We start from the raw sequence: 24,397 nt of genomic DNA on the forward strand, positions 1-24,397 counted from the left end.
CCATGTATCCTCAAAGAGGTCAGCAACAAAATCAAATGTTTGTTCTCCAATTAGAATGGAACTGACAAACAGCATATGCCCCCACATGAATAGAGCAAGAAAAACTCCTGTTAGGCCGCTAATCCATTCATCTTTCAACGCCTTTTTTGCACGATCATAGGGATCACTATCCGGCCCGTGTTGTGAGGCACTACCCGAACGTTGACTTAAGTTCACACCCACTACTATTAACCTTTCTGTTTAGGCGGAATATATATTGCTAAAACCCAATCCATTTCCTGTATAAATCTTATTTAAGCATGATGTTCAGGTATTTTCTGATAATTGAATTACAAGGGGGAACGGTAGATTATCACAATTCTGGTGGGTAGTTTGATTTCCCCCTAAGCTCGGGACGAGCTGGCTAGAGGTTCCCAAGGTGGAAACAAGGGTATAATCAGAGCATTTAACTCCTCTCCCCCTTTCGAAACGTGGAGCTATCCTTTCAAACGAAAGTTGACTGGAATTGAAATCCAGACACCAACAGCTCGATCGCGTTGCTTTGCAGGCTTGAACCCCGTCTTTTTGATGGCCTCCATTGCCGCTTCATCCAGACCAGTATTGGGGATACCTTTCAGTACAAGTGTGTCAGTCACTTTTCCTTTTTTGCTCACAAAGGCTTGTATTACTACTGTCCCCTCGATCCCCGCCTCCTGAGCTATTTCAGGATAGATAATGTTGCGCTGAATAGCTCCGTATCCGCCAACTGGTACTGGTGGATCATCATAAGGAATGAAACGTACCCGTGGCCCTTCTTCGGGCGGTGGCGGAGGTGACTCCCACTCAACAAAATCGTCCAGTTCCGTCTCTTCGATGGTAACGTCATCCGCCAGATCCTCGTTCTCTGACTCAACAGGCACTGCCGGACGGGAAGGCGGTGGGGGTAGTTCAAACTGTTGCGTTTGAGGAATATCAAACTGCTCAATATCCACATGTACTTCCTTCTCAAGCGTACTTTTCGCCTCAAACTTAGGAAAAGCCACCAAAAGCGTTATAAGCAGCACAACACTCACAAGAAGTGTAGCACGGACTGTGATTGGGTATCGCAGTTTGAGGGATACGCTGGGATTTTTCCTGATAATCATCCTATCCAGGGGCGGACCGCGCTGAGTAGTTGACTTTCAACGCGTCCGCTTCTCGAAGTTCATTGTGCATACTACTGATCAATTCCATGAGTGCGTTCTTGTCTGACTTAAGAGAAACTGTAATTTGAGGGTTGGCCACGCGTTTTTCATACATTACGTGCTTCACATTATCCAGCGGGATAATTTTGTCATCGATGGAAATTAAACCGTCCTTTGATACAAAAACATAAGACACATGACGTTTAGTTTCTAGTCGTTCTATCTTCCTCGCTTGTGGCAAGAATACGTTTAATCCTTCGTACTCCCTCAGGACTGTAGTCACCATAAAGAAAATCAGCAGCATAAAGATGATGTCGGGCATGGAGGCTGTCGGGATTTCTCCGGAAACCTTTGTTTTGGCCTGGAACTTCATCGGTCTGGATCCGCTATGGATATGCGCGTGGCGTTGGCCTGCTTGAGCTGATCAAGAACATCTACATATACCTGATATTTCGCCCGGGGGTGAGCTTTCACCGAGATAATGAGTTTATCGTTGGCCGTGATTTTCTCCTGAACAACCCTTTTGATATCCCGAACCTGAACTGGCTGCTTATCCAAAAGAACATTGCCTTGGGCATTGATCAAGAGGTTTGAAATGTTTTTCTTGGGAATCTCTATTTCATCGCCCTTAGGGGGCAGAACAAGCCCCAGACCTTTATCCATATCGATAGTGGTAGTAACCAGAAAAAAGATTAAGAGCAAGAATGCGATATCAGCCATGGAGGCTGTTGGGATTTCACCTGCTTTCACTCTTTTCTTCATAAACTAGGTCTGTCTTTTTACTTCTTGCCGCTCTTCAGCTTTCCAGACTGTTCCATTTCCACCAGCTCATCAATGAGAAGTACCGAGTTTTCCTGCATATCGATGATCAGCTTATCAATCCTGGATATAAGAAAATTCTGAAATGTCTGAATAATAATTGCCACAATCAGTCCAAAGAGCGTCGTCAGAAGGGCAATAGAAATACCCCCTGCCACAACGGAAGGTGAAATGTCGTTTGCTGCTTTAATATCATCGAAGGCCCGAATCATTCCAGCTACCGTTCCTGTAAAGCCAAGCATGGGGGCCAGCGTAACAACCGTACTCAGCCATACCATGTTTTTCTCCAGAAACGCCATTTCGATGGTGCCGGCATTCTCGATCCCTTTCTCCACCACCTCAATTCCTCTATGAACCCGTGTCAACCCGGCGTGAAAGACCTCAGCCACAGGACCTCTTGTGTTGCTACAGACTCCAACTGCCGCATCATATCCTTCATCGTGAAGAGCGCTTTGTACCTTTGCCATGAATTTTCGCGTATCCACCGACGCGCGGAACAGTGTGTAAAGTCTTTCTAATCCAAATCCCAGACCAAATATCAAGAGGGCGAGAATCGGCCACATGAAAGGACCACCATCCAAAAAATACTGTACCATCTTACGTGTCTCCTTCTTATTTAATGCCCGTTAAAATAACGATTCCACTAAGGAAAGTCAACATGGCGCTACACTGTTAGCATAAGCCCAATAAGATAGCCAATTATTGTCTAGCTAAAAAGGCTTTTGCCTCATCAAAATGCGATCTGGCCTCTATTACCTGAACATCACCCATAACCAGCAGGTGATAGTAAGCCTGCTTGCCCCAGAGCGCGCCAGCAATCTCAGCTTTCATAACTGTCTTAAGATATTCAGTGTCTTTCTCCAGCTCCGCTTCATCAAATTCCACATCTTCACTCGAGATAAACGATTTGAAATCAGCCATCACCCGATCCGTAACTTTGAACGACCCGGCGAACTCTTGAACAGATGACCAATCATCTTTACTTTGGGCCGCATAGTCAGTCCCCCAGTTGAAAGTAAAGCGCTCGGGATGACCCACGATCTTTGACGTGGTCCCCGTCAAACTTGCAAACGGAACATAAACGTCCGGAGTAATGCCCCCTCCCCCAAAGACTGTTCGGCCGGCCTTCGTCCTATAGCTGGGCTTGTCTACCCTAAGGGAATCAAGCGACTTTTCTCTACCCTCTCGCGCAAGCTCACGGTAGTATTCATGTGTTCCGTTATCATACGGTTTCTGGATAAGTCTTCCCGTTGGCGTGTAGTAGCGCGCAATTGTTACACGCAGGGCTGATCCGTCCTTCAGTGGCCACTGCCTCTGAACCAGCCCTTTACCAAAACTCGTCTCACCTACAATTAGTCCTCTGTCAAGATCCTGAACTGCTCCGGCCACAATCTCGCTGGCACTGGCTGACCATCGATTAATGAGCACAATAAGAGAGAAGTCTCCATAACCGATGTCGGGATTGGCGAAATACACCTCGGTGGCATCCCGCTGACGGCCAGCCGTATAAACAAGAGTATCACGGTCGGCAATGAAGTAGTCGGCCACAGCGACCGCCTGTTCAAGATAGCCGCCACTGTTAGTTCTTAGATCGAAAATCAGCTGTGTCATTCCCTGAGCAATGAGAGTCCTGATCGCCCCGTGAACCTCGTCAGAAGTGTTGGTCGCAAACCTGCTGAGCCTTATATAGCCTGTCTCCTCATCCAGCATAAAAGTAGCGATAACACTGTGGATGGGAATCTTATCGCGAATGATCTCTACATCAAATGTTTCATCCAAGCCCGCACGGCTGATAGTTACGGTTACGGCTGAACCTTTCGGTCCTCGCAATTTATCAAACACCTCTTCACGCGTAATCTCAAACGCATCATTACCATTTATTCTTACAATCTGATCGCCTGGCTGAAGACCCACTCTGTCCGATGGGGATCCTGCTACAGGTGCTATAACTGTAATGTATCCGTTCAATATGTCGAACTCAATGCCTATCCCTTCGAACTGACCATGGAACTGTTCCGTGATATTCTCCAGCCGCTCCCGTGGAATATATGCTGAGTGGGGATCCAGTCTGTCCAACATCCCGTGGAAGGCGCCATCGAGAGCTCCGTCCCAATCAACAGGCTCAACATAATTGTCATTAACAATAGTTATGATTTGGTTGAGCACCTGGATCTTGTCATAAATATTAACCGCCCGGGAGTAAATAGCCGGAACGACAGGGGCCACAGCAACAACAATAATTGCGCTGGTGAGAACAACAAGAGCCGTTCTTTTCTTTCTTTTCAGCATCTTTGGATCAGTTCACCGATTTCTGTTTTCAGCCAGAAGGTCTACACTTAGTGACCAAATGAGATGGGTACTGCTATAAACCTAAGTAAATCATTGCCCGGACAGCCATGGAATTAAGCGCGGTTTCTGGAGAGTCCAAGATCGGCTTCCTGTCTTCAGTCCGCCATCCACCTTCATTTATTGTCCCAGCATTAAAGCCGGCGGTCATTCGCAACCCCATACGGTCAAGTAGTTGCAGCTTCACAGCAATGTACGGTTGAACATTAAGGAATGTGCCCGACAGTGATGTCATGGTGCTGTTGATGGCAAGGTTCGGAAACTGGTTCTTCTGCACATAGTCGAGATCCAAAGTGTCTATAACACCATCACTATTGGCATCTTCAATAAGTGTATATCCATTCTGCCCTATTTGAAAAACGGGGCTGAACTGATTCTTCCACGAAGGGCTGCCGGCTGATTGGGAAACGTTAAGATTCAGGCGACCTACGCCAAAAAGCGATCCTATGGATATCTCTAAACCTCGAAAAAGCGGGAACAGGTATTCAATGGTTGCACCACTAAACCACAAGGAAATCTTTGCTTGGAGGTCGGGTGGTTTCTGAAAAATCTCTTTCTTTTCACCGGTATCATATGTGCCATTTCCGTCTGAATCAAGAAACAAGGTGATGTCAGGTTTTTCAGCAATAGAGGACGTACCAACACCGGCATATCCACCGATGCGAATCCGTTCAGTTATATTTGAAAAGCCTTCCCCACCATTAATCATGAAAGGGTTGGCAAATTTTGTCAAGTCAAACCCAAAACCAGTTGTATCATCAACAGAATCCAACATTTCAAAGCTTTCCAATTGACCTATATTCTGGAACAGAAACATCTGACTGAAGCCGACCCCACCGCCGTAGAATGATTCAGGCGGATAGATGTCTTCCTGAGCCGTCAGAACGACTGGCACAACCAGAACAAACAAATATAGAACAACCTTCCTTATCGCAACTATAGCCATCCCTACCTCCGGATTAATTGGCAACCGCCAATTTAATTCCTGCCTCTTCACACTGCCAAGAATTATCCCTTATCAAAACCGTAACAGTTTTTACTGCCCGGACAGCTCTTTCCTTTAGTTCATCAACAACTATTTTTCTTGGTTTTCCAAAGACCTCCAAATATATTCATCTGAGTTCGGGAGAGAGGTAAGGGACTCCACTATCATAAGTTTTGTTCAACAAAGGGGTTGAGTTGAGTCTCTCCTCTGTTCGTTTTGAGCAATTGATGACTGACAGAATCAGCAATCTCATGTCAACTGTCCGTGCTGTTGCGTCGCTTCTATGCGTCATATCCTTTCTCCCGGCAAGCGACGCCGGGGTTGTCATAACGCTAAGCGCTACCTACGACTTCGACGGCGACGGGTTCAGTGAATTCCTCAGCCTTGAAAGGGGGGATTCTTCAGACCGCTTCGCATCTTCAGCTGCTTACTACGAAATCGATGAGATGGGGTCACATATTGAGCTTTGGCGCTTCACTTCAGTCTCTCGCATCATGGATGCTGATGTCTCTGACTTGGACGGAGACGGAAATCCTGAAATTATCGTTACCACCAGAGCAGGAGTGCTCGGGGCAAAAAAGGGGGGGAGCGCATGGCTTCACATTTTCAGATGGAGCAGTGTCGACTTTTCTCCAAACCCAAAGGTCGCTTGGAGCGGTAGCGAAAATATGGACATTCATCGTCCTTCGAATATCTCCGTTATCGATCTTAATAATGACGGCAGAGATGAGGTTGCGGTGGCGTTAAACAGCCCAGAACGGAGAATCATCCTTCTATCGCTGGACAGTGTCGGGGGAACAAGCAAATTCGCAGCCCCCAAACTGCTTACTTCAGGGACCCTTTCATCAGGATTCGGTCAGATTTATGTCTCAACAGTAGATCACAACGGTGACGGATTCTCCGATCTTATGGCTATCAGCCAAGAGTCTTCTTCAATGAAGGTTCAAATCTTTGAGAATGAGGGCGGTGATCTGGCAGAAGGGCCGTCATTTGAGGAAGACCTTGGAGCGACGACTGTTAGCCAACCCGGCCTGTTTGGCGGCGGTATTACGGCCCTAGATATTGATCAGGACAGCAGTGAAGAAGTTCTTCTTCCTTTACGCTCGGGAGAGACTCTAACATTAGCCGTGCGTGAAGGGGAGCTGGCCATTAGCACCATAGAACCGGAGACAGCTGCCCTCTTCAGGTTTGACGAATCAGAGCTTTCTCCTGAAGCTATCAACGATATCTTGCTTGAGAGGGCCGAGCGGGGTGTCCACGGAATGAAGATTAAAGAACTGAGACTCGAGGCAAAAGATACTTCTTCCGGTACAACACCGGAGGAAGTTTCCCCTACCTCACCGGGGGAAAAAGTGCAGAAGGTTCAACTGACTTCTGTTGATGCGGCAGACACTCAGGCGGGAAATCAACAGGAAGCAGCTGATGAAGCACCCTCAGATGAGTTCGTTTCTCCGGGTCAGCGTATGCAACAGGTACAACTAACGGCTATGAAAACAGTCCCGGGATCGACCACGGAAGAAGGCGGTGCTTCATCAGAATCTGCATCCGCTGAACCGGATAGAGAGTCTCCGCTCGTTGAGGAGGAGATCATTAACGAAACAGCAACAGGGCCGGCAAGAGTTAAAAAAGTGGCGCTAACATCTGTGGATAAGACGGAGGTCAGTGGCGAAGAGGTCGTTGCGGCTGAAACAGAAGCGGTGGAAACTGTTCCAGAAGATGTGAACGAGGAGACAGCAGGTATTCGCTCCCGCGGTCGCGTGAAGAAACTGGAGCTGACTTCTGTTGCCCCATCAGATGTGGCTGAGACAACAGTGATCGATGTACCTCCCGGCGTTACAATATCAGATACGTTGTTTGTCGGTCAACTATTTACTCACTCTCTCGAAACGGGCGGCAGAACCATGCAAGCTTTCAAGCCAGAGGAGCTTCCTCCAGGGGCTACATTTGATGACAAAAACCGTGCTGTGGTCTGGACGCCTGGCATAGGTGATATTGGTCTCCACCGTATCGCGTACCAGGTCGAATATGCTGTGCAGGGACAACGTCCTAACATTGAAGAACAGAGAGGAACAGGGGTTCAGGTTGTTACTCAGAGTAAGGGTGATAGTGTGGAACTTTTCTTTATCGTTTTGAATCCGAGATAATTAATGTCCGTATACAGACACCTGTCTCGACAGATCAGATTTCTCTTTTTGCTCTTTTTTATAGCGTTCACTTCGGCTCAAAATCTTAAAATTGATCACATGAATGGGGTCTACGACCTCGACAATGATGATCTGGTGGAGTTCCTTACTGTTGAGGGCGGGCAGGGAGCCGGAGGACTCGTCGTCCGTGTCGGCTATTATGAGATTGATGAACTCGGCTTTCCTCAACTTCTGTGGAGTCTGGACGCACCGCAGGACATTGACGGTTCCATCGTAAACGGTGTATTGGCAGATCTTGACGGCAGTGGAATTCCGGCAATAGTTGTCGCCGCCAATGTTCGTAGTGAACAGGACCCTGAAATCCTGCTGGCGACACTTTACCTTTTCGACAGGGTCGAAGGTGAATTCTCAGAACAACCTTCACTAACGCTCTCGCTGGCTGACGCCCAAAACCTTTTTAACATTAACAACATTGATGTAATCGACACGGAGGGTGATGGGAAGGAAGAACTCGCCCTCGGACTGTGGGGGCCTGAAGCGACCGTCACGGTTTTGCGCCTGGGAGAGACTGAAGGCGATCGTCAGTTTCAGGAGCTTTCGTCGTTTGCTCTTCCAGATTTTTCCACCAGCTCAGGAGCCCTCCACGTGGCCGGCCTTGACTACGACCGAGACGGCCAGTCGGATCTCTTTGCCTTCAGCCCTGAACGTAACATTTTGCGGATTCAGTCTTTCGTCAACCGTGGCGGACAGTTGGCACCCGGCCCAAGTCTGCTTCATCGGGTGCCGGGCATGTCCGATCCTATTGCACGAGCCCTACTTAAACTCGATTGGAATAACGACAGCTTCGACGATCTACTGGTCCCCTTCCACTCCGGCCATGTGGTGTCGCTCTCCATCATACAGCAGAAGATTGAGGTAAGCGAACTGGGGATCGACGCTGGTCCGTTATCAGATCTGAAGCGGGCCGATTTCAATCACGATAACTTGCCAGACCTGCTTTTGGTCAGCGGTCAACAGGGAGTCGTAACCTTGGCCTACGGTGGTACCGGGGAAGGGCCTCCCCTGCAGGAATTCTTCTCCATCGCGGCAACGGATGAGGAGGGTGGAGCACAGATATTTTCGGTCATCCCCGAGATTGTGGACGATATCTATCTCGGCACTGTCATTGCGGGCGGCTGGACCGGTGAAGTGAGTGAAATCTTCTACTTCGAACTCGGCTCTGTTCCCGAATATCCGGAAGAAATCCTCATCGACACCTACATTCCGCAAGCTCAGGTGGAGACGCCCATCGAAGAGCCCCCAATAATTCCGCCCGCCGAAGGACGACCACTGCCGCTGGGCGTATTGCCCACCTATGTACTGCCGGTGAATCAGACATTTGCCTACACCATTCCGGAAGACCCTGATCGTGAATTCTTCAGCTTCCGCTGGACCACGCCTCCGCCAAGAGGCATGTACTTCCACTACGAAACACGCTCCATCGAATGGGTGCCCGACGAATCCCAGCTGGGAGCCTATGAGCTCTCCTTCCTCCTAAAGATGAAGATAGGGGAAACCATAGATATTATCACCACTGATGAGAACGGCGTAGTTACCTACCAGGTTGTCCCCGAGCTTGCTACTATCGAATCGCGCTTCTGGATCTATGTAAACGATCCGCCTCAGATTACCTCCTTTCCCGAGGGGACGGAATTCGTTGCCGGCAACCTTTTCTCTTATCAGGTGATTGCCGTTGACCACAATGAAGACACTCATTTGAGATATACTCTGGAAAAGAATCCTGAGGGGATGTTTGTCAGTCAGGACGGCCTTGTCACATGGCAGACGGACCTCTCTCACATTAACATCTATGATGTCCGGGTCGTTGTCTCGGACGGCTTTGACCGCGACGTGCAGAACTTCAAGCTCTACTCCCGCGGGCAGGTTGTCATCACCTCCGCACCTATTGTGGAGGCAACGGTGGCGGAAGAGTACCGCTATCAGCTTGAGGTGCGCATGCCGGAGGACAAGAAAGAAGAACTTCTATTTGCGCTACAACGCTCGCCCTACGGTATGATGGTGGACAATACAGGGCTCATCTCGTGGACACCCCAGAGCACACAGATTGATACGCAGCGATTTGTCATCTCCGCCAACCACGGCATTGCGGCTGACACGCAGGCGGTTGCCATTTTCGTTAACCATCCGCCTGTGATCTCTTCAATCCCCGATCCCATGACAAAGATTGCCCTGGGTGACACCTTCAATTTTCAGTTAGGAGTGGATGATCCTAATGAATTCGACGTCTTGCGCTACGAACCGCTCTCTCTGCCTGAAGGGATGAGAGTTGATCCTTCTACCGGCAGAATCCTGTGGGTTCCCACAGAGGAGAACCTTGACTTCTCTACGGCAGAGATTGAAATATCCGACGGGCGTGAACTGATTGTCAAGTCGTTCGATTTCTTTGTCAACGCCGATATCAATATCATTTCAGAGCCTGTAACACTCGGTTCCGTAGGTGAAGCTTACACATATCAGATTGCCACCAAAGATCTCAACGACGGCTCGCTCATGACCTACTCTCACGTTACGCCTGTCTATGACGTAGAAAAAGCGCGCGTCTATGCCATAGAGATCGGAGATGATGTCTTTCGCGAAAACATCGATCGTTACGTCGGTGAATTCAAGATGAAGAAATCGATCCTCATCGATGTGGACGAAGAGACGGGCGACGGCGCAGAGGAAGCAGAAGAAGAAACGGTGGCCAGAATCAACCTTAAACGCTACATCCAGGATGTCTTCTACGAAGATGAACGGCTGGTGATCGTTATCAAGAAAGTCGGAGGCCGGACAGTGAAGATCAAGGATGCGCTGTGGCACTTCTTTGAGGGCAGCAAAGGAAAGCCTCCCAAGGTGCTGGTGGAGAGGATCCCCTTCATTCGCTACACATTACTCGATTTCCCTGACGGTATGTTTGTGGACGAACACACCGGTATTATATCCTGGACGCCAACATTGAAACAGTACGATTCTCATGTGGTCACTTATATGGTCTCTGACGGCTATACCAAGGATGAACAGAGTTTTGATCTTTACATCAACCATCCTCCCACCATCATTTCTACAGCACCGAAGACCGCCCGGGTGGATGAGCTTTACAAATACAAGGTGGTGGTGGAAGACAAGAACTCCGACAGGGAGCTTTCCTACCAACTGGCGAAAGCACCCAAGGGAATGCAGCTCGGTCGCGACGGCCGCATCACGTGGATACCGACCCCTTCGCAAATCAACAGTCGCCTGTTTGCAGTTGAGGTGTCAGACGGTTATACTGTTGACCGTCAGGAGACGAAACTGTTTGTCAACATTTCTCCCCATGTTCTCTCGCAGCCTAAGCCGGTGGCTCTCACCAATTTTGAATATCGCTACCGCATGGTAGTGGAAGACCTGAACGGCGACATGGTAAAGCTGAGGCCGGTGAAAATTCCCAAGTACGCCCGCTTCGACCCGGAGACTGGGATGCTGCGCTGGAAGCCGCGCATGGCCCAGCGGGGGGTGAACGATATCGTTCTGGCGGCAATCGATGAGCGGGGTACCACCACCAGCCACGAATTCCAGATCCACGTCTTTGAGGATCCATCATCGCAGCAGTTTGTCTCCACGAGCTGGCCGCTCCTCTTAGCGTTTGTGGGAGCCATGTTTACCATGGGTGCCTTGCAGGCTCAGTAGTGTTTTCCGAACCTGTCAGGTCAGTAGGTTTACCAGAGCCGCCCTAACATCTCCACCAGCGCCCTCTCCCCCTCCGTTGACGGAACAAAATTGATCCGGAGCGAATAGACACTATCCTCTTCCGTCAAGAAGTGTTCTGTCTTAAAACTGTCCTTTTCAGTGGTAATGATCATCTCAGCTCCGAGGGCCGCAGCGTCTTCAACGATCCCCCCCAGTTCCACTTTTATGTAATGATGGTGGTCCTCAAATACCCTGAAGCCGACAATGTCAGCGCCGGCCTTTTGTAGCAGTGAGCGAAAAGATTCCGGGTCGCCTATGCCGCAGAAGAGATACGCCTTTCTTCCTTTGATCTGCGTTAAGGGCACACTGTTTCCGGCTGAATCACGCAAGAAGGCAGCCGCCATTTTACTTCTGAACACGGGTACCTTCGCCTGCGACACCTTGCTTCTGACTTCAGGATGGGGCGAGCGGCGGGATGATTCAGACGACAGATTCACCTTGGTCCAGAAGACAATATTAGCCCGGCGCAGGTGAAACCACGGCTCTCTCAGTTTGCCGTAGGGGAGCAGCTTGTAATCCGCCGGTGTGTCTTGGCTGTTTAACAGCACAATGTCAAGATCCCGCTCAAGCTGCCGGTGCTGGAAGGCGTCATCCAAGAGGATCACACTAGGATTGAATCGCTGCACGGCGTGTAGGCCGCCGCGGTAGCGTACCTCATCCACTACCACAGGAACGCTCGTAACGCGCTTTGCCATGAGGTACGGCTCATCCCCGGCTTCTTCCCATGTAGTCAACATCTGATCTCCATCTGACACAACAAGCGTTCCTGTAGTCTTTCTCTTATAGCCGCGGCTAATGATTGTCACCTTCTTCCCCATGGCTTCTAGTTTCAGCGCCAGATATATTACCATCGGTGTTTTCCCCGTGCCCCCAACGGAGAGATTCCCTACGCTGATTACCGGGATGGGAAGTCGGTTCGTCAGGAAGAATCCGACGGCATAGAAGATGTTACGCCAGAACTGGACTCCCCAGTAGAACAGTGCCAACGGAAAAAGAAGATATCTACTTCTTCCGCTCAACTGCTTCATCGGCCTGACGCTCCACTCGATCAAGTTCTTGCTCCAACATTTCGCGGTAGACAGTTATATCGCCATCTCTATTCACAACGATAGGACTTCCATAAACATTACACACCTTCCCAAATGGCTTCGGCACAACAAATGTCTCCCAGTTAACAGCTTCCCATTTTCGGCTACACTGGCCGGAAGCCGGCAACAGAACGGCACCAGTTGCCATGGCTATTCTTATAGCACCGTCCTTCGCTCTTCTGGTCGGTCCCTTAGGACCATCAGGTGTTATAAACATCAGCGGCTTTTCACGCCTTATCATTTTCACCATCTTTCTAAAGGCCGAACTCCCTCTCTCTGAACTCGATCCTCTGATCATTTTCCAACCCATCTTTTCTCCTATCCGGGTGATGATCTCCGCATCTTCATGCAGACCGGCCAATCCCACCGGGTTCCTCTTCTTTAGATCATAGAAAGGAAATAGCAACCGCCCGTGCCAACAACAGACTATCACTGCCTTTTCTTTCCTTAAGAGAACGTCAAGCACATCACAATTAACGCTGACTCTCTTGCTCAGTCCGAAAACGAGATTCAAGAAATGTTTGCCAAAAACTACCCCGGCAATAAAATTCAGTCTCTTTTTCATCGCTTCTAAGTTTCAGTCCCACATCTGGTCTACGATGACACTGGCTCCTCTGCCCAGTGCGCCCGGGCGGCCCATCTCTCGCCGAACCTCTCTTAGCTCTTCTTTTATCGTCTCTTGTTTTTCTGCTGAATCTAAGAGTTTAGTTAGATGATGTGATATTCTTTCTGCCGTTGCGTCGCCCTGAAGCAGTTCGGGGAAGACTTCTCTTCCCGCAATGAGATTCGGCATAGCCACATAAGATGTGTTGGCGACTTTGCGGCTGATCGCCCAACTTAGCGGCGATAGCCTGTAGATTACTACCGACGGGATGCCGTACAGCGCTGCTTCAACTGTGGCGGTCCCTGACGCGATAAGGGCAAGATCGGCGTAAACCAGCGAAAGAATAGGCTCTTCATCCTCGACCACGATACCATCCAGCGGCGGGGTCTCTATTGACACAATCTCACTTTTAGCAATAACAGCTTTCACTTCAGGACGTTGTTCACGTATCTGTGCAACAGCCTGAACCATCGCCGGCATATGGCGATCTACTTCCTGCTGTCTGCTTCCCGGCATGAGGCAGATAATGGCTTCATCCTCGTCAATACCGTGCCGTGTCGCAAACTCCTCTCTCGAACATCTTGGGGGCTTGCTGTCCATGAGCGGATGCCCGATGAAAATGGCGTTCACGCCTCGCTCCTTGTACCACGCTTCTTCAAAGGGGAAAATACATATCATCTGATCCACACACCGCCGAATGATTTCCACCCGCTTCTCGCGCCAGGCCCACAGCTGGGGCGAAATGAAGTATGTAATCGGTACTCCCAATATGCAAAGTGACTTTGCCAGTCTCAAATTGAAACCGGGATAGTCTACAAGTATTGCCCGGGCGGGTTTTCTGGCCTCAACTTCCTCCAACAATCTGTTATAAACCCGGCGAAGATGGCCGTAGCGGCTTATAACCTCTGTAAAGCCCATGACGGCCATGGTATCGATATGTTCAAGTAGCGCTACACCTTCCCTGACCAGCCCGTTACCGCCAATACCAAAAAATGACAGCTCGGGGTCAAGACGATTTATTTCCCGTACCAGTCCGGAGGCGTGTTCGTCCCCAGATGTTTCACCGGCTACGATAACTATTTCTTTGCTCATGACTGAAACTATTTTTCCCAGCCCACTAATTCATGAGATAGATTCGCGCCACAAGAAAGACCAAAAAGACAGCGAGCGTCTGCAACGTCCGCCGTTCGGTTCTGACTGTCTGTTTCCATGTCAGAGGCGTTGTCTTTGTTCGGCCGGCCCACGGCGTTACTCTTGGGAACAGCCTCGGTACCGCTTTGGCGTAGTCTTCATATTGTCTTCCGAACAGACCGCGAAGTGTCTCTTCCTCAATATTAATGATAAAACCATACTGCAATGAGAAGAATACCACAGTGACAAGAAGCAGTAATCCCATATTCTCAGCTCCGCTGGCAACAGCGACTCCAGCGTAGATGATGATGTTTCCGAGGTACAATGGATTGCGCTGATGCGCAAAGGGTCCCGCTGTGCATAGTACTTTGGCCCCTACCTTTCTGGTTCGCGTGGCGCCGCCAGCATAACGGACACCGCTCATCCGTATCATCTCTCCAAGGACAATCACTGCAAGGCCAGTTAGAAACAAGCGTTCATCGTGCCGGGCAAAGAAGAGAATCGCCAGAGCCAGTGGAATTGGTGTATAACTGCGGTTACGGAACAGGAATTGGCGCAGGTCCATGGGAAAAGTGTGGGATCGGCTTAGGCGAGTCTAATGAATATCCTGTTCTATCTTTTCCTGGATCTCCAGAGCAATCCTCAGCGCTTCCCGGGCCTCTTCCCCAGAGACAATGGGGGATTGTTCCCTGGCAAGAGACACTACGAAATTTTCCAGCTCCAACTTCAGGGCGTCAATCTTTTCAACTTGCGGTTTCTCATAAACAATCTGACGCTCTCTGTTCTTGCCTTTCAAAGGTGCTGTGAATACTGCATTAGGATCCCTCACCCCGGCCTCCAGCACGCGGTACACTTCTGTCAGCCCAAGAAAAAAATCGATGGTGACATACATGTCCTGCTGGAACAGCCGCAGCTTGCGCACGAAATCCTTAGCGATTCTGCTGGAAGTAATATTGGCCACACATCCGTTCTCAAAGCGTAGCCGGGCGTTAGCAATATCCACCGAACTTGTCATGATGGAGACGCCCGAGGCGCCTATAGACTCAACGGGAGAATCTACAAGAGAGAGGATTACATCCAGATCGTGAATCATGAGATCTAAGACAACTGGGACTTCCGTGCCGCGTACATTATACGGTGCCAGACGATGCGTCTCAATATACTTCGGCTTCAGCGCCAGCTCCTCAATTGCGAGAATTGCCGGATTTAGCCTCTCAACATGTCCCACCTGAATCACAGCGTTTTTCTCTTCGCCGAGCTTGATCAGTTTATTGGCTTCCGCCAGCGTCTTGCACATCGGTTTTTCGATAAACACGCTCTTACCGGACTCCATGCACTCCTTTGCCACCGCAAAGTGGTCTGTGGTCGGAACTACAATAGACAGTGCGTCACAGACGTCTATGAGTGCTGCCAGCGAGGTGTGGGCTTTGGCTCCGAACAGTTCTTCTATCTGATGGGAGCGCTCGGGGTCAATGTCATAGAATCCGGCACAATCCACCGCTGGAAGGTCTAGCAGGTGCTTAAGGTGCCTGCTTCCTAAATGACCCACTCCCACTACGCCGACGCTTACCGTTTTCATCTCCCCTTTCCTTGGCTGGTTCGCTCTCACAGAGGCGAATATATCGCCTTCATTCCATTTATGGAACAGGTATGTCAGTCTGCGGCTTTTCCTGGACAGTTGAACTTTGGGCTTGCATTTCATGGGGAGAATGGGGATATTCTCCTGACTTGGGCGTATTTAAGCGGGCGTCCAAGGTCTTGCTAGCTCAACCATTTGATGGTTAACCGAGGAAGGGGTAAATGATAAACCAGGAAATAAAGGCCGTTTTCGGCTATCTGTTACTTTTGGCGTCCGTCATCGGATTCTCAATTGCCTTTGCTGCAACCAATTACCACGGTGCCGTTCTCACCATTGTCGGTGGACTGTTGTTTTGGATGATCTACCTGAATGTTGCAAGCGTAGAGATTCACCGGCCTACAGGTGCGATCCTGATCATTTTCGGCATCTTGCTGGCGACAGCCATCTTTATGGCCTTTGGAATTGAACAGGATATCTGGGGGGGATACAGCGTCAAATCAGACGGGGCCATCCTTTCCCTGTTGATTCTCTTCTTCGGTGTAATGCCAGGCCTGATCTTCTTCTACTTCCAGAGGAAACCTGTTGTTACTGAACCCCTTATCCCTCAAGCTGCTGCGCCGAGAGCAACCGCCCCAGAAGCAACTTCCCCCGTGGAGGCTCCCGTACTGGAGACTGCTGAAGAGCCTGCCTACCAGAATTGGGAAGACTATCAATATCTTTACGATCCGGAGATGGCCGAAGCCTACTATGAAGCGTACGGCGACTACTACGAATCTGAAGAGGAAGATGAGGAAGAATAGTCACTTACTGCAGACAGGGAGCAAAACTTGAAGAAGGGGCGTCACGGTTGGCGCCCTTTTCTGTTTTCAGCGCAAACCCGTCAGGTCGAACCAGTCCTGACGGGTTGAAGGAGGGCCTCCTTGTTCTCCAGCTAAAACAACTTGCTCTCTGTTTTAAGTTTTGATCTAACTGCCTGTTAGCTTTACTTTAGAGTATCAATTTTTGTCGAAAGGCTCTTCTTAAATGTACTTATACACAAACAGTCTCAAGCAAGATGGTGCGTAGCCATGAGGCCGACCGTTAATTTCCTCGACGAGGACCTTATCCACCTGATCGTTTCGGAGGCAAAACAGCTCCTCTGTGCTGTGGGCGTCGAGATACACAACAAAGGCATCCTCGCTCTGCTGGCCGATCACGGCGCCAGCATTGATATGAATTCTCTACATGCAACGCTCACAGAAGGGATGATCGAACGGGCTCTAAACAGCGCCCCTACATCCTTCAAGCTCTACGACGTGAGTGGAGAGGAGACAAATAATTTTTCCGGACATAATGTTCACTTTACTCCCGGCTCAGCGGCAATTAACATCCTCGACTATGATACCGGAAAATTCCGCAAACCGGCAACGAACGATTACATCCGGTACGTGAAGGTTGTCAGTCAGTTACAGCACATCGGCTCCCAGAGCACGGCCTTAATCCCCGCTGATGTGCACGAAAAAATCTCTGACAGCTACCGTCTTTTTCTGAGTTTGCTGTATGGTGAAAAGCCAGTGATCACCGGTGCTTTTACCATCGAGTCTTTTGATGTTATGAAGGACTTTCAGTTGGCCGTCCGTGGATCCAACGGGGCGTTGAAAGACAAGCCGCTCACTGTTTTTTCCTGCTGCCCGACGGCACCACTCAAATGGAGCGATGTCACATCGCAAAACCTCGTAGACTGCGCCCGCTTTTCTATCCCGGTTGAATTCATCTCCATGCCACTGACGGGATTCGTTGCCCCCGTAACTCTCACCGGAACCCTTATCCAGCATACAGCTGAAACGCTAAGCGGAATTGTTATCTGCCAGCTCACCAACCCTGGAGCGCCCATGCTCTATGGGGGGTCACCAGCAGCGTTTGATATGAGATATGAAACCACGCCTATGGGTGCTATCGAGACCATGATGATTGACTGCGCCTATAACGAAATCGGCCATCACTTCGGAATGCCAACCCAAGCGTACATCGGGCTGAGTGACGCCAAGAACCTAGATGCCCAGGCCGGTCTCGAAAGTGGGATAGGAACAACCCTTGCAGCGCTTGCAGGTATTAATAATATTTCGGGCCCAGGAATGCTTGACTTTGAAAGCTGCCAGAGCCTTGAAAAACTGGTGCTGGACAACGAAATATGCGGTATGACTCTGCGGTTGATTAAAGGGATAACTCCTCGCGAAGATTTCCCTGCCCAAGCCCTGTTTGAGGAACTGCTGCAAGAAAAACACCTGCTAATCTCTGATCATACATTGCGGCACATGCAAGAAGAACACTATTTCCCGGGGGAGGTCATTAACCGGGCCAACCGCCCCCGCTGGATCGAGGAGGGAGAAACAACCCTAGGTGAACGGGCTCACGGTCAAATAAATTCGTTATTAAGCAGTTATCAGCCATCTCCATTACCACAAGACACCCGGCAGGAACTGATAAACTTGATGGAGGTGGAGGCCCGCCGTTACGGTCAGGACTCTCTCCCGGAAAGGTCCGCATGAATCAGGTTTTAACGCTTGAAACCCAAGCTGTGATTCCTACACAGTTGGATATGCTGAAGGACCAGGGGATAACCGACGTGGAAACTTTGGCGGATAAAATCATGAATCTCACCGAGCAGGCCGCAGCCATCTTTGTCGACAGCGCCGCGCCTGCGGGAGTAATATCGGAACTGGATTTGAAACAGTTTGGCCCCATCTACAACGGCGAGGGGGATAATGCGCCGGACACACCACTGAAACAGATCCTTCCGAAGAGCAACCATCTGGCGCTGTTCGCCCTGACCATGGGAGCTGATGTTAGCGCAAAGATTAACGACTGTTTCGACCAGAACGATTTCGCACTCGGTTCCATGCTGGATACAGCGGCATCCCTAGCAGCAGATAATGCCGTGGGGCAGTTCGAGAAGCACTTCCAGAATCATCTCGCTTCAACAGGCCGGCTGGGCAACCAGACTTATGTACTCAGCTACAGTCCCGGATATTGCGGCTGGCACATCCGCGGGCAAAAGAGACTTTTTCAACACCTGAACCCCGGACGGATCGGAATCTCCCTGAACAGCAGTTGCCTGATGAAACCACTGAAATCTGTGTCGGGAGTCCTAATTGCTGGGAAAAAGGAGCTTCATCTGTTTAGGCCCAAATTCCCGTTTTGCAAGCAATGTACAACTTACTCCTGTGTTGACCGGATGAAAGAAATCCGGCGCACCATGAACTGACCCTACGACGAGAGAGCTCTATGGACGTACTGGAACTGATATCAACGCACTTACAGAAAGGAGGGGATCAGAAGGTTCTTGATCTTACTAGAGAAGCTGTTGAACTTCAGATTCCTGCCAAAGAGATTCTAGATGACGGACTTATCGCCGGGATGAATGTGGTAGGGGAAAAGTTTCGGAAGCATGAGATTTTTCTCCCTCATGTGCTGCTAGCCGCCAGGGCCATGTACGCCGGTATGGACCAGCTGAAGCCGTTGCTGATCAAGAGCAAAGTTCCCGCACTGGGAAAAGTGGTCATCGGAACTATACAGGGAGATCTTCATGATATCGGCAAGAACCTCGTGGCAATCATGCTCAAAGGGGCCGGGTACGATGTGATTGATCTCGGGAGCGATGTTCCACCGGAAACATTCGTCGAGACCGCCCAAAAAGAGGGTGCCAGCATTATTGGCATGTCTGCTCTGCTTACCACCACCATGACCGTTATGGGGAAAGTTACAGCCCTCCTGAAGGAAAACGGCCTCACAGATATAAAGACGATCATTGGCGGAGCACCCTTGTCGCAGGATTATGCCGATGAGATCGGAGCCAACGCTTACGCTTACGACGCCGCTAAAGCCGTGGAATGCGTTAAGAATCTTCTGGAATAAGCACCGATGAAGCCTCCTCTGCTGGACCGTATCAACGGCGGTGATGTCCTTGTTGCTGACGGCGCCATGGGTACCCTCCTCTTCCAGAGGGGTCTTGAGCCCGGCGCTTGCCCGGAAGCCTTTAACCTGTCCAACCCCGAAATCCTGCAAGACATCGCCCGCAATTATCTGGATGCCGGTGCAGACATTATTCAGACAAATACTTTCGGCGGTTCGTCTGTTAAGCTGGGAGATTACGGTTTGGAAGACCAAACCGAAGCCATTAACGAGGCAGCTGTTATCAGTGTCAGGAAGACTGTGGGTGACACAGCTTATGTCTCCGGCTCTTGCGGCCCTTCCGGAAAGATGCTGAAGCCTTACGGTGACGCCGACCCCGATGATCTCAGCCGAGGATTTTTCCGTCAGAACAGTGCTCTCATCGCCGCCGGCGCTGACGTGATCTGCGTGGAAACAATGACCGATCTCAAGGAAGCGACATTAGCCATTGAGGCTGCCAAGACCGCGTCGCCTCAAACACCGGTCATGGCCACCATGACATTTGATGAGACGCCGCGGGGATTCTTCACCATCATGGGTGTGAGCATTACCGAAGCGGCTGAAGGCCTTCAGGTAGCCGGGGCGGATATCATCGGATCAAACTGCGGCAATGGAATTGATAATATGATCGAGATCGCCCGTCAATTGAAACAGACTTCGGCTCTACCGTTGATTATTCAGTCCAATGCCGGGATTCCACGGATGGAGGGGAGGGAGTTGGCTTATGACGAGGTGCCCGCCCTATTCGGTGAAAAAACTGAAGAGCTCATTCAAGCCGGTGTTTCAATTGTCGGCGGATGCTGCGGTACAACACCAGAGCATATCAGCGCCATCCGCTCAGCCGCAAGCATGCACGTAAAAGCAGTAAAGCCCGTTCTTGACTAAGCTTTCCCTGCTGGTGGGAACCCCTTACCTTTTGATTCTCCCCGGCAGAACGAATTCATATCGCTTGCGCAGAATCTTGGTTGTAATCCACCGGTCGATCCTGCGAAAGGCGAGGAAGAGGATCCAGATGAGCTTGTCTTCCTTGTAGTATTTTTCCACATCCTCTTCGGTCAGCGGTTCTGACAGTCCAGAACAGCTGTCATTAATGATGCTCACAGCTGTGGGAACAAGGTCCGGCCGTTGTTCTTTGTAGAGGTTCGCCGCCAGGTCTATCATCACCTGGCGCTGATCATAGTACCTGTTCATCACATCCTCAAGAAACAGCCACCGGATGATCCACCTCAGAAATGACGGCGCACTTTCTAAAAACAGTTCTGGATCGAGTTGCTCCTCGCCGTTGATCCGATACAGGGGTGTACTGGTGTCCACATACCACAGTCTACCGCTCTCAATATCACCATCGAGAACCCAATTGGATAGCTGACCATCGAGGGCAATCTCAAGCAACGGTCCTTTCTGACGATTGAACGCCCACACTTTTGCTACTCCCGAAACAACTTTGCGAATCATCCCGCTGATCTCTTCTTGGTCAAGAGTGTGAATCAGCTTATGACAAAAGCGTTCCGGCGGCAAACTCTTCTGTAGAATATAGAGGACTACGGGGCGGCCTTGAATTTCAACGGTTTGGGTGCTTGATTGCGGAAGCTCCACACCAGCACCTTCAAGATGGCGGCAGTAGTCCTCGTAGTTTCTTTGATAATTCTCAGCCGCCCGGCTGTCCGGAAAGAGCGGCATCCGCTTGCAGGCGACTTCGCTGTTGCCGCTGAGCTTAAAGACGGTGCTGATCTCACCGTAACCGAGGACGGTTGCCGACACACTCGATATTTCCAAACGAGTGGAGTCCAGCCCCAGCTCGAATTCCTCTAACACCCTGGGATCAATCATAGCCTGTGCAATCTTGAAAAAGTTCGTCCAAGGTGTGGGGGATTATCCCGCCTTATGATCCCCACGCCTGTTTGATCTTTTTTCCTATGCCCGCCAATCCTTCCTTTATCCGAACAATCGGCACCATAGTCTTTGCCTTCTTCACTGCTGCTTCAAGCTTCTCCATGATTTCATCCACCTGCTCAAAGGAGACGATGAGGGGCGGCAAGAGCTGACATACTGACCTATCATTGTTGGCGTAAACCATTAGAAGATCATTGTCATAGGCCGCCTTTGTGAGAACCGGTCCGCAGTGATCATTCTTCATCTTAATCCCCATCATCATCCCAAGCTGGCGAAACTCAACCAGGAAGCCCGCATGCCGCTCCAAAAGTGAATCCATCTGTTTCGAGAAGCGAGCGGCAACCTCTTTCACGTGGCGCAGAAAGTCAGGCTGTGAGCTGATTTCAAGAACCTTAAGTGCAACTGCACAGCCGAGCTCCGCGCCGCCAAAAGTAGAGATGTGAATGAACGGGTCATCCTTGAACACCGACTGTAAGTGGGGTCGAAAACAAGTGGCGGCGATGGGATAAATACCTCCCGAAAGACCCTTCCCGATAACAACAATATCCGGTTCAACATTAAAATGTTCAAGCCCCCACAGTTTTCCCGTTCGCCCCAAGCCCGTCTGAACCTCATCTATGATGAGTTGCGTACCTGCCGCATCACAGATGCGCCTCACTTCACCCAAGTATTCCCGCGGCGGCACCACCACCCCAAGCGTGGCGGGTACTGTTTCGAGGATAACAGCGGCAGTAGCTTTATCTACAATATTTTCCAACACGGACAGGCTGGCGAAAGGTGCCTGAATAAAGTCAATCGGCCTGGGACCAAACGGGGCCAGATAATAGTCATCTCCTGTGGCGAGCGAATAGCCGGTGTGGCCGTGATATCCTCCCTTCGCTGAGACGATCTTAGTCCTGCCCGTGTATCCCCGGGCCAGCTTAATGGCCACATCAACTGCCTCGCCGCCACCGACGCTGAAAACAGTGTATTGAATGTCGCCAGGCATGGATTCAGCCAGCACCTTGGCGAGCACAGCGCGGTGAGAACTGAGAAGGACGTGATTACCTATATCGAGATTGTTCAGAACAGACTGAAGCGCAGCGATTACATCTGGATGGCGGTGCCCAAGGTTGAACACGCCACCATTACTGTGGCAGTTGAAGAGTTTCTTCGCTCCGTCCATGTCCCAGAGGTAACACCCCTCTCTTTTCCCCATCACAAAGTCAAAGCCATACCTCTCAAAGAAATTTACTTTGTCTGGGGAGACATACGATCGAAAAGAGCTGAGGGATGCTTGTTTCGTCTCTGACACAGTCTATAGTTCCTGAAAAAGTCGATTGGCGTTCACCCTAAAAACACCTCGCTGATTAATTGTCTATATGTTTGCATGCGCTCACAAGTTTATTTCATGTTTGTTGTGGTCGCAAGGCTAAATTAGATAAGCATGCAGATTGGCCGTCTTAAAATCGATTCCCTCGTCATACTCGCCCCCATGGCCGGAGCCACCGATTACGCCTTCCGCATCTTATGTAAGGAGATGGGCGCCGGCGTGGTCTATTCGGAATTCGTCTCCGCCGACGGTATCATTCGAGAGAACCAGAAGACGCTGGACCTGATCCGCTTCAAGAAAGAGGAACGCCCCATCGGCATCCAGATTTTCGGAAGCTCGTCGCAAGTAATGGCGGAGGCGGCGCAGTACGTTGTAGACAACTTCAGGCCCGATATCCTCGACATCAATTACGGCTGTCCCGTCCCAAAAGTGACCAAGCGGGGCGCCGGCTCGGCCGCCCTGAAAGATCTCTGCCTCATGGATGAGATCACCGCCGCCGTCGTGGAGGCTGTCCCGGAAGTACCCGTTACAGTGAAAATGCGGGCGGGGTGGAACAAAGATATGATTGTTGTTCCCGAAGCAGGGGAGCGTCTCGAGAAAATCGGCGTGAAGGCTATCACCCTCCACCCTCGCACCACCGTTCAGTCATACAAGGGAGCGGCGGACTGGAGACTCATCCGGGAGTTGAAACAGACTGTCTCCATTCCGGTCATAGGGAACGGCGATGTTTCCGCGCCGGAGAGGGTGCTGGAAATGTTTGAGGAGACAGGCTGTGACGCGGTGATGGTGGGGCGGGGTGCTCTCGGCAATCCGTGGTTTTTCAAACAGGCCCTGGCCTTGATCAGACAGGAGCCCCTCCCCGATCAGCCTTCTGTTGCCGAGAGAGTAGAAATGACTCGGCGCCACTTCGATCTGCTGTTGGAAGACAGAGGCGAGCAATGGGGGATGAACCTTATGCGGAAACATTTCGGCTGGTACATCCGGGGCTTTCCCGGCGCGGCCGCTGTTCGCCAGAAACTTGTGACGGTCAAAAGGGTGAGCGAGATGAAACGGGAATTGGATCTGCTCCGTAGAGAGGTGGTGACTGAAGCTCTGCCGGCAGTTGTGGGTTAGAAAGTCCTCAGCTCGTGGTGATCCCCAGGCATTCGCCGGGTCATTAATTTGTTATGAAAAGATCTTAGTTGCCAGCCTAGTAGACTGAATCAATCAATTCCCAGGTTTCTCTCCGTTCCAACAGCCTGGCTTGATTGGTCATTTCACTCACTTTATTAAACCTCTTTTTGGGATGCACCTTTTTAAAGAGATCTGCAAAGGGACTTTGCTGATCCATTTGATCCCAGGAACTATAGCTGTCAACGGTTACGTATTGGCCGCTGGTCATATCACCGTCCATTTTGGACCAAAGGCTCCAGCCTGTGCGGCTGCCGCTCTTAACCGATTTTTCATGCATCGGTTTATAGATTTCATTTTCCATGGTTACATAAGCGTTATTGGTGCCCTGCTCTATTGTCATGAAATTGATGAATAAAATTTTAGTGGGTTCTGCCGGTTCAGTTTCAGTGTAGGACACCAGGTTGTAGGGTTCTGATCGGATCAAATCCCTGGATGGTGATGTCCTGGCCATCATTTTATTAAGCT

General features: G+C 50.3%; 24 protein-coding genes. 8 read left to right on the forward strand and 16 right to left on the reverse strand.

Annotated elements, in window-relative coordinates:
- From QF669_07795 to QF669_07830, 8 genes are all read right to left on the reverse strand, one after another.
- Positions 1-216: hypothetical protein (locus tag QF669_07795; GenBank protein MDP6457334.1), on the reverse strand; the 216-nt coding region annotated here is incomplete at its 3' end.
- A 260-nt stretch (positions 217-476) separates the two neighbouring features.
- Positions 477-1,124: an energy transducer TonB gene (locus QF669_07800; protein MDP6457335.1), complete on the reverse strand. Its 648-nt coding sequence runs from the start codon at positions 1,122-1,124 to the stop codon at positions 477-479.
- A 1-nt stretch (position 1,125) separates the two neighbouring features.
- The gene (locus QF669_07805) at positions 1,126-1,536 is read right to left on the reverse strand and encodes a biopolymer transporter ExbD (protein MDP6457336.1); all 411 of its coding nucleotides are present in this window, start codon (positions 1,534-1,536) and stop codon (positions 1,126-1,128) included.
- Complete coding sequence (locus QF669_07810) at positions 1,533-1,913, reverse strand: biopolymer transporter ExbD (protein MDP6457337.1); 381 nt, start codon at positions 1,911-1,913, stop codon at positions 1,533-1,535. The genes QF669_07805 and QF669_07810 overlap by 4 nt, the downstream gene beginning before the upstream one ends.
- A 29-nt stretch (positions 1,914-1,942) precedes the next feature.
- Positions 1,943-2,578 carry a MotA/TolQ/ExbB proton channel family protein gene (locus QF669_07815; GenBank protein MDP6457338.1) on the reverse strand — a complete coding sequence of 212 codons (636 nt, stop codon included), beginning with the start codon at positions 2,576-2,578 and terminating at the stop codon, positions 1,943-1,945.
- A gap of 103 nt (positions 2,579-2,681) precedes the next feature.
- A complete protein-coding gene (locus QF669_07820) occupies positions 2,682-4,271 on the reverse strand; it encodes a S41 family peptidase (protein ID MDP6457339.1) in 1,590 nt (529 codons plus the stop codon).
- A gap of 73 nt (positions 4,272-4,344) precedes the next feature.
- On the reverse strand, positions 4,345-5,274 hold the full coding sequence (locus QF669_07825) for a hypothetical protein (GenBank protein MDP6457340.1): 930 nt from the start codon (positions 5,272-5,274) through the stop codon (positions 4,345-4,347).
- 13 nt (positions 5,275-5,287) lie between these two features.
- Positions 5,288-5,434: a hypothetical protein gene (locus tag QF669_07830; GenBank protein ID MDP6457341.1), complete on the reverse strand. Its 147-nt coding sequence runs from the start codon at positions 5,432-5,434 to the stop codon at positions 5,288-5,290.
- Between the two features lie 106 nt (positions 5,435-5,540).
- Here QF669_07830 and QF669_07835 point away from each other — a divergent pair, with 106 nt between their 5' ends.
- Together QF669_07835 and QF669_07840 are read left to right on the forward strand one after the other, a co-directional pair.
- On the forward strand, positions 5,541-7,457 hold the full coding sequence (locus QF669_07835) for a VCBS repeat-containing protein (GenBank protein ID MDP6457342.1): 1,917 nt from the start codon (positions 5,541-5,543) through the stop codon (positions 7,455-7,457).
- 3 nt (positions 7,458-7,460) lie between these two features.
- Entirely contained in the window at positions 7,461-11,162 is a 3,702-nt protein-coding gene (locus QF669_07840) for a hypothetical protein (GenBank protein ID MDP6457343.1), read from the forward strand.
- A 29-nt stretch (positions 11,163-11,191) separates the two neighbouring features.
- Here QF669_07840 and lpxK read toward each other — a convergent pair whose 3' ends face one another.
- Genes lpxK through QF669_07865 form a run of 5 tightly spaced genes read right to left on the reverse strand, consistent with a single transcriptional unit; the run spans position 11,192 to position 15,624 of the window.
- Entirely contained in the window at positions 11,192-12,250 is a 1,059-nt protein-coding gene (lpxK, locus tag QF669_07845) for a tetraacyldisaccharide 4'-kinase (protein ID MDP6457344.1), read from the reverse strand.
- Positions 12,225-12,875: a DUF374 domain-containing protein gene (locus tag QF669_07850; GenBank protein ID MDP6457345.1), complete on the reverse strand. Its 651-nt coding sequence runs from the start codon at positions 12,873-12,875 to the stop codon at positions 12,225-12,227. Before QF669_07850 ends, lpxK begins: the two co-directional genes overlap by 26 nt.
- A gap of 12 nt (positions 12,876-12,887) precedes the next feature.
- Positions 12,888-14,006: a lipid-A-disaccharide synthase gene (gene lpxB, locus QF669_07855; protein ID MDP6457346.1), complete on the reverse strand. Its 1,119-nt coding sequence runs from the start codon at positions 14,004-14,006 to the stop codon at positions 12,888-12,890.
- A 25-nt stretch (positions 14,007-14,031) separates the two neighbouring features.
- On the reverse strand, positions 14,032-14,610 hold the full coding sequence (locus QF669_07860; protein ID MDP6457347.1) for an isoprenylcysteine carboxylmethyltransferase family protein: 579 nt from the start codon (positions 14,608-14,610) through the stop codon (positions 14,032-14,034).
- A gap of 30 nt (positions 14,611-14,640) precedes the next feature.
- The gene (locus tag QF669_07865; protein ID MDP6457348.1) at positions 14,641-15,624 is read right to left on the reverse strand and encodes a Gfo/Idh/MocA family oxidoreductase; all 984 of its coding nucleotides are present in this window, start codon (positions 15,622-15,624) and stop codon (positions 14,641-14,643) included.
- A 221-nt stretch (positions 15,625-15,845) separates the two neighbouring features.
- On the opposite strand from QF669_07865, the gene QF669_07870 reads away from it, so the two are divergent.
- The 5 genes from QF669_07870 to QF669_07890 all read left to right on the forward strand — a co-directional run bounded on the left by QF669_07870 (position 15,846) and on the right by QF669_07890 (position 20,439).
- Complete coding sequence (locus tag QF669_07870; protein MDP6457349.1) at positions 15,846-16,424, forward strand: hypothetical protein; 579 nt, start codon at positions 15,846-15,848, stop codon at positions 16,422-16,424.
- A 231-nt stretch (positions 16,425-16,655) separates the two neighbouring features.
- Positions 16,656-18,152: a trimethylamine methyltransferase family protein gene (locus QF669_07875; GenBank protein ID MDP6457350.1), complete on the forward strand. Its 1,497-nt coding sequence runs from the start codon at positions 16,656-16,658 to the stop codon at positions 18,150-18,152.
- Positions 18,149-18,868: a vitamin B12 dependent-methionine synthase activation domain-containing protein gene (locus QF669_07880; GenBank protein MDP6457351.1), complete on the forward strand. Its 720-nt coding sequence runs from the start codon at positions 18,149-18,151 to the stop codon at positions 18,866-18,868. Before QF669_07875 ends, QF669_07880 begins: the two co-directional genes overlap by 4 nt.
- Positions 18,869-18,888: 20 nt before the next feature.
- Positions 18,889-19,518: a corrinoid protein gene (locus QF669_07885; GenBank protein MDP6457352.1), complete on the forward strand. Its 630-nt coding sequence runs from the start codon at positions 18,889-18,891 to the stop codon at positions 19,516-19,518.
- Between the two features lie 6 nt (positions 19,519-19,524).
- Positions 19,525-20,439, forward strand: a complete 915-nt coding sequence (locus QF669_07890) for a homocysteine S-methyltransferase family protein (protein ID MDP6457353.1) — start codon at positions 19,525-19,527, stop codon at positions 20,437-20,439.
- Positions 20,440-20,463: 24 nt separating this feature from the next.
- Here QF669_07890 and QF669_07895 read toward each other — a convergent pair whose 3' ends face one another.
- A complete protein-coding gene (locus tag QF669_07895) occupies positions 20,464-21,384 on the reverse strand; it encodes a DUF6206 family protein (protein ID MDP6457354.1) in 921 nt (306 codons plus the stop codon).
- A gap of 52 nt (positions 21,385-21,436) precedes the next feature.
- Positions 21,437-22,741 (reverse strand): aminotransferase class III-fold pyridoxal phosphate-dependent enzyme, encoded by a 1,305-nt coding sequence (locus QF669_07900; GenBank protein MDP6457355.1) that lies wholly within the window; start codon positions 22,739-22,741, stop codon positions 21,437-21,439.
- 132 nt (positions 22,742-22,873) lie between these two features.
- Between QF669_07900 and dusB the strand changes: the two genes are divergently transcribed.
- The gene (gene dusB / locus QF669_07905) at positions 22,874-23,872 is read left to right on the forward strand and encodes a tRNA dihydrouridine synthase DusB (protein MDP6457356.1); all 999 of its coding nucleotides are present in this window, start codon (positions 22,874-22,876) and stop codon (positions 23,870-23,872) included.
- 76 nt (positions 23,873-23,948) lie between these two features.
- On the opposite strand, the gene QF669_07910 is transcribed toward dusB, so the two are convergent.
- Positions 23,949-24,397 (reverse strand): hypothetical protein (locus QF669_07910; protein ID MDP6457357.1); only part of this gene is annotated, 449 nt, incomplete at its 5' end.

It is taken from the genome of Candidatus Neomarinimicrobiota bacterium (genome assembly GCA_030743815.1).
GTDB lineage: Bacteria > Fidelibacterota > Marinisomatia > Marinisomatales > S15-B10 > UBA2146.